The 11,818-nt window shown below is 44.6% G+C and carries 11 protein-coding genes, 1 tRNA gene and 1 pseudogene; 4 read left to right on the top strand and 9 right to left on the bottom strand.

Features of this window, described 5'->3' with window-relative positions; genetic code table 11:
- Positions 1–141 precede the first annotated feature (141 nt).
- A pseudogene (locus PX482_RS24555) lies at positions 142–686 on the top strand (transposase); the annotation flags it as partial.
- 291 nt (positions 687–977) lie between these two features.
- Here PX482_RS24555 and PX482_RS24550 read toward each other — a convergent pair.
- The 5 genes from PX482_RS24550 to PX482_RS24530 form a co-directional block, all read right to left on the bottom strand.
- On the bottom strand, positions 978–1,919 hold the full coding sequence (locus PX482_RS24550) for a J domain-containing protein (RefSeq protein ID WP_002760810.1): 942 nt from the start codon (positions 1,917–1,919) through the stop codon (positions 978–980).
- A 32-nt stretch (positions 1,920–1,951) separates the two neighbouring features.
- Complete coding sequence (locus PX482_RS24545) at positions 1,952–2,773, bottom strand: inositol monophosphatase family protein (RefSeq protein WP_002760812.1); 822 nt, start codon at positions 2,771–2,773, stop codon at positions 1,952–1,954.
- A gap of 14 nt (positions 2,774–2,787) precedes the next feature.
- Entirely contained in the window at positions 2,788–3,156 is a 369-nt protein-coding gene (locus tag PX482_RS24540) for a 2Fe-2S iron-sulfur cluster-binding protein (protein ID WP_002760814.1), read from the bottom strand.
- Between the two features lie 164 nt (positions 3,157–3,320).
- Positions 3,321–5,570, bottom strand: a complete 2,250-nt coding sequence (locus PX482_RS24535; RefSeq protein WP_002760816.1) for a hypothetical protein — start codon at positions 5,568–5,570, stop codon at positions 3,321–3,323.
- Positions 5,567–6,508: a homogentisate phytyltransferase gene (locus PX482_RS24530; RefSeq protein WP_002760818.1), complete on the bottom strand. Its 942-nt coding sequence runs from the start codon at positions 6,506–6,508 to the stop codon at positions 5,567–5,569. The genes PX482_RS24535 and PX482_RS24530 overlap by 4 nt, the downstream gene beginning before the upstream one ends.
- A 354-nt stretch (positions 6,509–6,862) precedes the next feature.
- On the opposite strand from PX482_RS24530, the gene PX482_RS24525 reads away from it, so the two are divergent.
- Positions 6,863–6,949, top strand: a tRNA-Ser gene (locus PX482_RS24525).
- Between the two features lie 125 nt (positions 6,950–7,074).
- On the opposite strand, the gene PX482_RS24520 is transcribed toward PX482_RS24525, so the two are convergent.
- On the bottom strand, positions 7,075–7,737 hold the full coding sequence (locus PX482_RS24520) for a class I SAM-dependent methyltransferase (RefSeq protein ID WP_002760819.1): 663 nt from the start codon (positions 7,735–7,737) through the stop codon (positions 7,075–7,077).
- Between the two features lie 106 nt (positions 7,738–7,843).
- On the opposite strand from PX482_RS24520, the gene PX482_RS24515 reads away from it, so the two are divergent.
- Positions 7,844–10,399 (top strand): hybrid sensor histidine kinase/response regulator, encoded by a 2,556-nt coding sequence (locus tag PX482_RS24515; protein WP_002760822.1) that lies wholly within the window; start codon positions 7,844–7,846, stop codon positions 10,397–10,399.
- Between the two features lie 66 nt (positions 10,400–10,465).
- Positions 10,466–10,855, top strand: coding sequence for a response regulator (locus tag PX482_RS28220; protein ID WP_502846637.1), 390 nt, complete (start codon positions 10,466–10,468; stop codon positions 10,853–10,855).
- A gap of 12 nt (positions 10,856–10,867) precedes the next feature.
- On the opposite strand, the gene PX482_RS24510 is transcribed toward PX482_RS28220, so the two are convergent.
- From PX482_RS24510 to PX482_RS24500, 3 genes are all read right to left on the bottom strand, one after another.
- Positions 10,868–11,266, bottom strand: a complete 399-nt coding sequence (locus tag PX482_RS24510; RefSeq protein ID WP_002760825.1) for a hypothetical protein — start codon at positions 11,264–11,266, stop codon at positions 10,868–10,870.
- 24 nt (positions 11,267–11,290) lie between these two features.
- Positions 11,291–11,578 carry a hypothetical protein gene (locus PX482_RS24505; protein WP_002795750.1) on the bottom strand — a complete coding sequence of 96 codons (288 nt, stop codon included), beginning with the start codon at positions 11,576–11,578 and terminating at the stop codon, positions 11,291–11,293.
- A gap of 85 nt (positions 11,579–11,663) precedes the next feature.
- Positions 11,664–11,786 carry a hypothetical protein gene (locus tag PX482_RS24500; protein ID WP_288023767.1) on the bottom strand — a complete coding sequence of 41 codons (123 nt, stop codon included), beginning with the start codon at positions 11,784–11,786 and terminating at the stop codon, positions 11,664–11,666.
- Between the last annotated feature and the right edge of the window lie 32 nt (positions 11,787–11,818).

The following is an 11,818-nucleotide window of genomic DNA, read 5'->3' as shown; positions in this document are numbered from 1 at the left end:
TAAATCCTTATCTGGTAAGAGACTTAATTGATTAGTTTGCTCTAGAGCAAAAACAATTGACAAAAATCGCTAAATGCCTTTCTATGTAAGGGTTCCATCCCTTATAACCCCCGTCCATTGCATAACACAAACCGAAGAGCCGTATTTTTACACCGGTTGTCTTGGGAAAACTTTAATGAATCTCAAGATTTGAAAGCGCAAGTAGAAAACTTTAAAGAGACTTATGGTTGTTAGCCAGCAATCCGTTCATGTCGATAAAATTTATCGAACCAGAGAAAACTTGGCATGGTGCAAGGAAAGAGGGATAAGATTAAGTGGATTACCCTTGGGAAGACCACCGAAGAATCGAAGCGCTGGACTAAAAAAACAAGCACAAGAGGACGAGAGTTTTCGCAATGCAATAGAAGGGAAATTCGGACAAGCTAAGAGAAGATTTGGTTTAAATCTGTGCATGACAAAACTACCTGAAACTTCAGAAACGTCCATTGCTATTACCTTTTTGGTTGTCAATCTTTCCCGACTGCTTCGGCAGTTTTTTGGGCTTTTTTTGTTTTTCTTGATTTCTGGGCGAACAAAAGAACTAAGATGTCGGCAACGCTTTAATAAAAATTATGTTAAAAGTGATAAGTTTTACTCAAGTAAAACTTATCACTTGGGCGACAAATTATTGGCACTCAATAGCATAATTCTTTGAGCGACTTTTTCAGCAAACCCTAAGTAGGGAGGCACAATTATTTGTAGGATGGGTTAGCGGTAGCGTAAACTATGCGGGCGTTGGGTTTCATGCTTCAACCCAACCTACGTTCATCTTATATTTAATTCCACCCACCCACTTACTGATCAGGGTAAGCTGTTTTGTCTGTCTAGTTTGAGCTTGAGTCTCGGGCTGATCGTTTCTTTTCTCCTGTTACCTGCGTGGGGTAACAGGCGGGTTAAAATGACGATTTGGTATCAAGCTTATACCGTTATGGTTTGAGCTAGTTATTCTTTTTACCACCAAATAGGGACCAAAAACCGCCCTTAGTATTCCCTTCCTTTTTTTGTCCCTTCTGGTCTTCCATTTCAGTATTAGGATTAACTACTTTATCCAGTTCCCGTTTGCACCTAATCACCGTCGCATCTTTGGGGCGGGCTTGCCAAGCGCGATTGATATGAACCCGGGCCATGGAGAGTTGATTTTGTCGCAGATAGGCTAAACCGAGCAGGGCGTGACAGATGCTATTATCTGGTTCTTCCCGTAGGGCATCGCGCAATTCTCGCAAAGCTTGGGCGGGGTTATTTTGGTCAAGAGAGGCTTGGGCGCGGCGAATATAGGCTTCTAAGGGCGATTCCTTGGCTTTAGCTGGGGCTGCCGTGGTGGTAGCCGCGACCACTAACTCGGACTGGCGAGGATTGCCTTGGGAGATAAAGACTTTCGGGGTAGTTTTCTTGTTGCCCTGACCTTCGGTTAGCATCAGATAAACCAGATTGAGTTCACTGAGTTGGGCGATTTTCTGATAGGTATTTTCCAGGGCGGTATATTGATCGATCGCCAAAGATTGCAGGATTTTTTGATAGGCTAATTCATAGTTAGCGGTGGACTGGGCTAGTTTTCTAGCTGGTTCGCTATTGATGGTGATTTTACCCGAATCTCGCGCCATTGCCTTACCCATTTGTGTTAAAACAAGGCGGAATTCTTCCCGAGATAGGTCGCGGCCTAGATGTTCGTAGGCTGGGTTAACTAATTTGGCGAGTAACTGATGAGCCTGTTCCCTTTCGGCGGGGGTGTAAAGGCGACAGGTATCGGGGTGAAGTTTATAGGCGATTTTTAAGTAACGCTCGCGAATCTCCTCATGTTCGGCATCGATCGAGACTCCTAAAACAGCGAAGTGATCGATTAAATCAAATTGAAATAATCCCTGGGAAATCGGAAAAGGCATACAGCAGACCCTACTCTAAAATGATAATCCCATTAAAACTGAAAACTCCAAGAGGCGGCTTTTTGCAGAGCCTGGCTTAAGGGGGTGTGAATGTGTCCGTTAGTGGCCAGAATTCGCCCCGTTTCCATCAGAAAAGGACTCTCATCGTAGGCGCTAATTTTACCGCCAGCTTCTTCGATCAGAATAATTCCCGCGGCCAGATCCCAGGGATTAATCCCTCGTTCCCAATAACCATCTAAGCGCCCACAGGCCACATCGGTTAAGTCTTTGGCAGCGGAACCGCTGCGGCGTACCCCTTGGGTCAGATGGGTCAGATAACAGAATTCGGCATAATTATTATCGGGGGTTTGACAACGATCATAGGCAAAGCCCGTCACCAGTAAACTTTTTTCTAGTTCACTCGTCCGGGAGACATGGATAGGACGACGGTTCAGGGTGGATCCTAAACCCCGGGCTGCCCGAAATAGTTCCTTTCTAAAGGGGTTATAGATGACTCCCACTTTTGCTATCCCTGCGATCAGTAGTCCGATGGAGACGACGGATACGGGATAACCGTGGGCATAGTTGGTGGTTCCATCGAGAGGATCGATCGCCCAGAGATACTCGCTGTCCCTCCCTTGCAGTTTTCCCGATTCTTCCGCTAAAATCCCGTGTTTGGGAAAGTGACGGCCAATAATTTTGAGAATTTCTGTTTCTGCTCGACGATCTATTTCCGTCACTAAATCGCCCGATCGCCCTTTTTCTTCTATTGTCTCGATTTTACCCCAATTATCGAGGATAATTGTTCCCGCTGCTAGGGCGGCTTCGCTGGCAATGTCTAGGTATTTTTCTAATTGGCTGCTGGTATCTGGCACGATTAATCCCTAATCTATTCTTCATCTAAGGGTAAACCAAAACGCACTTTCCCACGGGCAAAAAAGCGACCGAATTGTAATTCATACACTTCATCCTCGTCTTGGGTGGCTACTTCCATATCGCTACGGGCATAACTGACACAAAGTAAAGCATAACCTCTGGCTTTTAATTCCGGCGATAGTCCAATCGCTTCTGGTTGATGGATATCTCCCGATAATACCCTGACCGCACAGCTGGTACAAGCTCCATTGCGACAGGAAAAGGGTAATTGATGACTCTGTTTTTCCAGACTGTGCAGTATATAGTTATCCCCTGGAACGGTGGTGACAAATTTTTCGCCCGTCTGACGATTGTGAACGGTGATTTGATGATATTTAGTCATAGTTTAGTTAGGCGGAAATTATAGATGCAATTTAGATAGTTCTAAATTTAGGGGCTATTTTGGTCAGCCACCTTGATTATATCATCAATAATTGCTCAAATAGTCTTCATCTTTACAAATGCCCCTGGACAACTGTTAACTTTTCTTTGGTCACTTGCTAATTTTTATGGCTCTTGAAAATTCATCTCTTTTAATCTAACTGCACCGTCGATAATTGAGATTTCCTGGGAGCCAATTTGCACGATCGCATCTAATCCCTTGCCGATAATTTTAACTGCTGGGGGACGACTTTTCTGTACGGTCATCACCAGAAAAAATTCCTCGCTACCCGTGGCTAAAATGCGCTCACCTGTATTAGTTTTCTCGACTTTTAAAGTCACGGGAGTTATAAAAGTTCCCTGCATATTTGCCCGATTTTGAGTGATAGTAAAACTATTTTTTCCGAGAGTAACATTTCCCTGGGTATTCATCACCCAAGTTTTATTAATAAATTCTGGTTGCTCGACTTTACCTAATAATTTATCCATCAAGACGAATAATCCGGGGGAACCGGAGGACAGACTGTAATCGACGGCGAAAGAGCGAACTAGAGCAACTCCTGCGGGTGGTTCAGCCCCTTTAACCCTAATTTTATCAGTTTTTAACGTAATTACTCCCGAACCATCGGGACTAGATTGAAAAGTCATCGGTTTTGCCTGGGTCCAAGGCGGTGTTTTCGGGAAAATAACGGTATTTTCTGAGTTCCAGTCGCCTTTTGATCTCTCAAAACTCGCCCAATGTCCTCCTAATCCCCAAATTCTCACACTAGCGACATCGGGAAAAGACCATCCTCCCACAAAAGGTTGCTGTTTAAGATAGATACTAGCGACAAAATCCTCTTCATTTTGCCAGCGATTACGAAAAGCATAAAATCCCTTTTGTTGATCAACTAAAACCCTGGAAAGTTGGCGTTCGGGATTTTCGGGAATAAGATTAGATGGATAAGCAGCGAGAAGAAAAGGGGCAATATGGGGATAATGGGGGTGAAAAAGTTGTTTTTCCTGTCCTTGTAATCGCCATTTTAGCGCTGGCAGCCATGATTTATCGGTAATTCCCAATCCGATAGTTAATAAAGACACTCCTACAAACATCTGATGTCTGCCATAAGCAGGAATCAATAATTGACCATTTTTAGGGACAATTCTGGTTAAATAATGGGGGATCAATTGGGCTGCCGAGGAACCAGTTACTAAGTCTAATCCGAGACTATTTCGATACCCTTGCAAAAAGGGAAAAACAGCGAGAACCATGGGTTCGGTGGTGTATAAATCTCCTTCTGTGCCAAATCCTCGATCGCCGATAGCTGTGGTAAAATAGCGTTCTAGGTGACGTTTGGCCATTTCCACCTGTGCAGAGGGAGAATAGAGAGAATCGGGCGGTAAATCTTCCTTGAGAATCGCTAAACTAGCTAATCCTGCCGCACCTCTGGCCCGCGCATTCCAGTTACTAACTGCCTCTCCATTCCATCCATCTTTGGGTGAACCACCTTTGAGAAGTTTTTTACTTTCACTGGATAACCAGCGAGTAATTTCCCGTTGGCGCTTTTCTCCCCAAAAATCATAACAAAGATCGTAAGCGAGAGCAACTCCTGCGACAATTGGTGCTTGTTCTAAGACTCTCCTTCCCCGATTTTTACGGGTTTTTTCGATAATTTCCCAGGCGATTTCTGCTGATTTTCTATCTTGATTTAAAATTGCTAAAAAACAATGACCTGTGGCATGATAACCACCATTAGGAACATAACCATCGTAATAAATTTTTTCTTGTAAACTGTTGTTTAATTGGGCGATAATAGTTTTACCGATGGGAGTTTTCGCTTTTTCTCTGAGATTAGTTAATTCTGACTTGCGAAAGATTAAACGGGGATGTTCTCGCGCTTGTAGGGGTTGATGATTAGGGACAGGATTAGGCCATAAAGGGGAAATTGTGCCATTAACTTGGTTTTGTAGTCTTCTTCCCCCTAAAGTGCCTTGATAACTGCCGATAAGTTGGTCTTGGTAGGGGACAATTTCGATATTATAGATAGCTTCCCTGACTTCCCCTTGCCAAGGGTGAGTTTGAATGTTCATTTTCACCTGTAATCGCCAAGCATTGTCTAATTTAATCGCTTTTACCGTACCTTGGTGATCCACTTCTTTATTGAATTTGAGCGCGTATCCCCACACCGACGGCTGACAAACAGCGTGATCACAGCTTAAATCTAGGGTCAGATTTTGATAAACGGGTTGATCTTGCCACAGTTTCCAAACACCATTTTTCAGGGTTAAACGAAGGTTGCCGGTTAATAGTTGCGGATCGATGGTTTCTTGACTTGGTGCGCTTGTACCACCTAGCAAAAGTAAGGGAATGGCCGCTAAAAAAGGAGATATTTTCATATTAAACAAGCGAGGGGAAATATCAGGTATTCTAGGAAGAATAATTTCCAAATAAATTGGTAGAATTGGCTGATTTCGCTTTTATCTTCTAAATTTACTCCGCGACTACGCCACCAAAGAAGAACAAGTAGGAGCAGATGGGCGACAATGGCCAGAGGAGAATTAATTCCCGTTATCCCCAAGAGACCGACGGCAATCATCCCCCCATAACATAGAGAAATTGTCAATAGGGAAATTGTTAAGATTTTTTGAGGACCGAGAAGCAGGGTAAAAGTGGTAATTTGGTAAATGCGATCGCCTTCTAGGTCAGGAACATCCTTGAAAATAGCGATCGCAACGGTGAAAACGAGAACAAAAGCTGTTAAAACCCAGACCGAGGGATAGATAGACTGATTTTGATTGATAACTGTGTTGTAGTGGCGAAAAAGACCTAAATTGACGATGACACCCCGGACGGTAAAAATACAGAAGGCGGACCAGAGGGGAAAGCGTTTTAAACGCACTGGTGGCAAGGAATAGGCAGTACCGATGAGTAAACTAATCCCCACGGTGATTAACAGCCAAAAACCACCGATAAAAGCCAGTATAATTGCTAAAATACCGCTTAAAACCACGATTAACCGTCCTGTTAACCGAGAAAATTCGCCCTTGGCTAGGGGAAGATGGGGTTTATTGATTTTATCGATGTCGATGTCTTCCAACTGATTTAAACCGACGATATAGACATTACCCGCAAGACAAGCGACCCAAGTGAGCAATAAAACTGGCCAATGGCTAAAAAAATCGCTAATATTGCCCAAAGCAATTAAATACAGACTTAAAACACTTAAAGAAGTGCCGATAATCGTATGGGGACGGGAAAATTTCCAGAGACTCCCTAACCAGTGGAGAAAGTTAGGCTGGGGATGGTTAACTGGAAGAAAAGGAGCTTGATTCATCAGACCTCCGGTAAAAATCAAAAATTGTTATGGTTGCTGAGGAGTCGGTCGTCAGTAGTCAGGAGAATCAATAATGAATAATAATCGATTAAATAGTCTATAGCGTTTTTCAGTCTGCTGAGGTACAAAAGTTCTGGGTTTTAGGCAAAAGGCAAGAGGCAAAAGGCAAAGGGGAAGAAAAACAGGTGTACCTCACTAGCTTAGGAAACGCTATATTTAGATAGTTTATGCCACTTAATCCTTATTTTTGACGTTTTTAAACCCTCAAAAATAGATTATGCAAGAGGTCGATCAAAAAAAATCAATCCGAGGACAAGTAATCTGTTAAAATGATAATCCAGACTCAAACCCTGTGGAGAGGTGGCAGAGTGGTTGAATGCGGCAGACTCGAAATCTGCTTTAGGGTAACACCTAACGTGGGTTCAAATCCCACCCTCTCCGTTGAACTGATAATTTAGTGCTGTCGTTCTCAGCCATAATTTTTGGTCAACTGTCTTAAGAGATCTAGCGTTGTCCTGGGTGGTTGGCGACTGGTAACTAAATTTAGACAACAAAAATCGACTTCTTCACTTTTTCATTGCCAGGGTCAAACCATCACCAATAGGAATAATACTGATATTGACCCGTTGATCCTGCTGAATTTTGGCATTAAGTGAACGGATAATTTTGGTGCGATTATCGGTGCTATCGGCCGCCGCTACTCGTCCCGACCAAAAAACATTATCGATGGCGATAATTCCGCCGCTTCTGACCAATTGTAACGCCCGTTCGTAGTAGGGATCATAATTACTTTTATCGGCATCGATAAAGACAAAATCAAAACTATTACTTTCTCCCCCGGCGATTAATTGATCTAAAGTCTCCAGGGCCGGGGCAATTCTTAAATCGATTTTATCGGCGACACCGGCCTGCTGCCAATAACGGCGGGCTATACTGGTATATTCTTCCCTTAGATCACAGGCGATCAGCTTGCCTTCTGGGGGTAAAGCTAAGGCTACCACTAGAGAACTATAACCGGTAAAAACCCCTATTTCTAGGGTTTTTTTCGCCCCGATCGCCTGTACCAAAAAAGCCATAAACTGACCTTGTTCGGGGGCAATCTGCATGACTGCCAGGGGTTGAGAGGCAGTTTCTTGACGTAATTGAGCTAAAATCGGAGATTCTCGCAGACAGATAGATTGATAATAGGAGTAAAATTGTTGATCGAGTCCAAGAGTTTGATTAGCCATAAAAAAATTGCTAGTGGATAGAGTTATCGAGTAAAATTCTGGGTAATCTGAAGCTAGAGAGAGCGTATTGGTTGACCAAAAAGGAAGACTTGGCAGGAAGCAAATCATGATGAAACCCGACTCGGATCATCTCTTTAACGAGGATCTCGAACAGCTGTTAGAGAGTTTAGAAGACAAAGACGCCGACGGTGACGAGGCTCTAGAGGAACTTTTTGGCGATAGTATCAATTGGGAAGAATCCGCCACTAATGATCTTTATTCTACCCCCGGACCGGCTCCCAAGTTAGAACCGGAAGATGGGGATGATCTCGAATCTCTGCTGCTAGAAAATGCGGTGGTCTTGGACTCAGAAGCAATTATAGCCATCGGCAACCCCAATTTTTACGACAGCCTCGAAGACTTAGAAGCTTTTCTGGAAAAACCCACGCCACCGGCGCAACCGCCACTACCAGACATCTTTGAATCCCTAGAGGCCTTCCTCTGGGAATCCCCAGCAGTGGACCCGGTGGCGGCGGCGGAACCTCTGCAAGGGTTAGAATCACTGGAAATTGCGCCAGAAAGCCTCCCAGAGGATGAATTCAGGGATTTAGAAAAACTCCTCGAAGAAACCAATCAGGTGATGGCAGCAAATCCGGCGGCCAGTTTCAGTTCACCGGTCGGGTCAAAAAACCTGCGTCCCCTTGTCAGTAAAGCTTTTGAACAGACGATGCGGGTGCCGATCAAACAATTGGATAACCTCAGCAATCTGATCGGGGAACTGGTGGTTAAACGCAATCGCCTTGAAGAGGAACAGGATCGCCTGCGTCTCTTTTTAGATAATTTGCTAACCTGCGTCCAACATCTGGGTGATGTGGGCAGTCGGATGCAGGATCTCTATGAAAGAAGCCTCCTAGAAGGGGCTTTACTGGCTAGTCGCAATTCCGGTGGTGCCATCGGTTACGGTAGAGTTCAGGGAGAAAATCAGGGGGATTCGGCCATGGCCGGCGAACTAGATGCCCTAGAGATCGACCGTTTTACCGATTTCCATTTATTATCCCAAGAGATGATCGAATTGATCGTACGAGTGCGAGAATCGGCCTCTGATCTTCAATTTGTCGTCGATGAAACCGATCAGGTGACGCGCAGTCTGCGACAGGCCACCACCCAACTACAGGAAGGGATGACCAAATCGCGCATGGTTCCCTTTAGTCAAGCCGCCGAACGCCTACCCCGGGCAATTCGCGATATTTCCCTGAAACTCGATAAACAAGCCAAATTAAAAGTGGAAGGGGGTGATGTTCTCATCGATAAGATGATCCTCGAACATCTCAATAGTCCCATGACCCATCTGGTCAACAATGCGATCACCCACGGCATTGAATCACCCCAAGAACGCATGGCCAAAGGGAAACCTGCCCTCGGGACCATCTCTGTCCGGGCATTCCTACAGGGGAATCAAACCGTGATCACCGTTGGTGATGATGGGGCCGGTATTGATGCTGATCAGGTGAAACGCAAGGCGATCGAAAAAGGCCTGATCGGCGATCAGGAAGCTGAACACCTCAGTCCCCAAGAAGTCTATAAACTCCTCTTTCACCCCGGTTTTAGTACCAAAGATCAGGCCGATGATTTTGCTGGTCGTGGGGTGGGTTTAGATGTGGTGCAGACCAGTTTAATCGATGTGCGCGGGACCGTTACTATTGACTCGGTACTGGGCAAAGGAAGCACTTTTACCATCCGTTCACCCCTAACCCTGAGTATCTGTAAGGCCCTCTGTTGTGTTAGTAATCATGCGCGCATCGGGTTCTCCATGGACGGAGTGGAAGATATGAAGGATTTCCGGTCCAGCGATATCCAAATGGATAGGGAGGGACGGCGCTGCGTTGTCTGGCAAAATACTTTACTACCCTTCCAACCCTTGAGCGAATTGCTTTCCTACAATCGGCAACTAAGTCGCGGTAGTTTTTATACTGGCAAACAGGAGCAAGACTCTTTTTCGATCGTGATCCTGCGCGGTGGTAATAATCTCCTCGCAGTACAGGTGGATCAAGTGATCGGTGAACTGGAAATCGTCATCAAACAGATCGAAGGACCGATTCCGAAAACGGCTGGGATTGCTGGGGCGACGGTTTTGGGCGATGGTACGGTGATGCCGATCGGCGATGTGTTAGAGTTAATCGACATCGCCAGGGGTCGTCTGCGTACCGATAACGGTGGTCCTTGGCGCCAACCTCTCCCCCCCGTAGCGGTGAAAACTAGGCAAAAATCGGGGGCTATGGTTCTGATTGTCGATGATTCGATTACTGTCCGGGAATTGCTCTCTTTAAGCTTTAGTAAAGCTGGTTATCGTGTGGAACAGGCCCGGGATGGTCAAGAAGCTTGGGAAAAATTACGCGGCGGTTTGCCCTGTGATATCGTTTTCTGCGATATCGAGATGCCCCGCATGAATGGCCTAGAATTACTCTATAATTTGCAAAAAGACCCCCAATTAGCCTCGATTCCCGTCGCTTTATTGACTTCCCGAGGAGCGGAACGTCATCGTCAGGTGGCGGCGACATTAGGGGCTAGTGGTTATTTTACCAAGCCCTACACGGAAAGAGATTTACTCTCGGCAGCTGAAAGAATGATTGCGGGGGAAGTGTTACTAGCTAATAGTATTAAAGCGACTCCTAACCCGTCTTGATCCCCCGATACAACGATTATTGACAGTAATCCCGCTAATTTCTTTGCACAATCGACTCCTCGGGTCTTGATTGTCGATGATTCGGTAACGGCGCGGGAAATGTTAGCGATTTCTTTGGTTAAAGCTGGTTATCGCATTGAAAAGGCCCGAGACGGTTTAGAAGCATGGGAAAAATTACGGGCTGGATTAGCTTGTGATCTGATTCTCTGCGATCTCGAAATGCCTCGCCTGAATGGGTTAGAATTGCTCTCTCGTCTGCAAGAGGATGAACAACTTCAAGGGATACCAGTAGCGATGATTACCTCGCGAGGGTCGCAAAAAATGCAGCATCTCGCCGCAGCTAAAGGGGCAAAAGGTTATTTTGTCAAGCCCTATATTGAGGATGTGTTGCTGTTGGCAGCCCAACGTTTAATCGCTGGTGAGGTATTAATCCAAAAAGACAGTCCCGCGGATTAAGTTCAGTTGGAGTTAAGTTTTATCGAGGAGAATTTCCACTAAGGTTTTTACCGTTTTCTCTAACTGTTCGACGCGCTGCTCTAAACTAAGAGAAAGACCGGGAGGTTTTAAACCATGAATCGCTTGCAAAAATGCCTCCCATCCCTTTGAGCATTTAATATTGTAGGCTTCTTTATAGGCTTTATAGGCATTATTATAGTTACCGTAAAGGGAGATAATATCATCTTTAGTTAAATTTCCTTCAGGCAAAGACTTATGGGCAATATTCAAATTTTGCTCGCTTAAACTATTTAAAACTTCTTGCAAGCGGACAGTCAACGTGGCCGTAATTCCGTAAACTTGGGCGGCATTTTTTAGATCCTGCTGGTGCAAATCTTCTAGGTTAGCAATTAATTTACTGATTCTAGACATGATTGATTTTACTCCTTAACTGATTTATTTATCTAGCAAAGATTTGTTGATATTTGACTGACCACTCCCCATTTGTGGCCGGTCAGGATCGGAGGGCAAGTTATTATCTATCGAACCAAAATCTTCCCAGTTATCATCGAGAAATAGAGATTTCACTAAAGTCCATAAAATAGTTAGCTTTCCATATACAGACTTGGTACTACGGACATTATGGGCTGCCACTTTTACTTCCATTTCGATCTGCTTTAATTCAGCAATAACTTTCTCTCGCTCCGCCGTAATTTTGGCTTTTTCTTCAGTTAAATTCCGCATTTCTGAAGTTAAAGAATCTAATTCTTTTTGCAGGTCAACATTAGTGGCAGATATTTCAACAATTTGGTCTTTTAAATGACTGTTATCATCTCGATATTGGGCTCTTCGGGACTTGGTATGGTTCGATATGGGGGCATAAATCGACTAAATCCTTATCTGGCAAGAGATTTAATTGATTAGTTCGCTCTAGATCGCAAACAATTGACAAAAATCGCGGTAATGTCTGTCTCTATAAGGGTT

It is taken from the genome of Microcystis sp. M53602_WE12 (genome assembly GCF_030065455.1).
In the GTDB taxonomy this organism is placed as follows: domain Bacteria; phylum Cyanobacteriota; class Cyanobacteriia; order Cyanobacteriales; family Microcystaceae; genus Microcystis; species Microcystis aeruginosa.
This window is presented reverse-complemented; position numbering and strand designations above follow the sequence as displayed.

Coding starts and splice junctions, on each gene's coding strand:
- PX482_RS24535 (WP_002760816.1), bottom strand. CDS start 5,570: ATGAAAATATCTCCTTTTTTAGCGGCCATTCCCTTACTTTTGCTAGGT.
- PX482_RS24515 (WP_002760822.1), top strand. CDS start 7,844: ATGATGAAACCCGACTCGGATCATCTCTTTAACGAGGATCTCGAACAG.
- PX482_RS24540 (WP_002760814.1), bottom strand. CDS start 3,156: ATGACTAAATATCATCAAATCACCGTTCACAATCGTCAGACGGGCGAA.
- PX482_RS24505 (WP_002795750.1), bottom strand. CDS start 11,578: ATGCGGAATTTAACTGAAGAAAAAGCCAAAATTACGGCGGAGCGAGAG.
- PX482_RS24510 (WP_002760825.1), bottom strand. CDS start 11,266: ATGTCTAGAATCAGTAAATTAATTGCTAACCTAGAAGATTTGCACCAG.
- PX482_RS24520 (WP_002760819.1), bottom strand. CDS start 7,737: ATGGCTAATCAAACTCTTGGACTCGATCAACAATTTTACTCCTATTAT.
- PX482_RS24530 (WP_002760818.1), bottom strand. CDS start 6,508: ATGAATCAAGCTCCTTTTCTTCCAGTTAACCATCCCCAGCCTAACTTT.
- PX482_RS24550 (WP_002760810.1), bottom strand. CDS start 1,919: ATGCCTTTTCCGATTTCCCAGGGATTATTTCAATTTGATTTAATCGAT.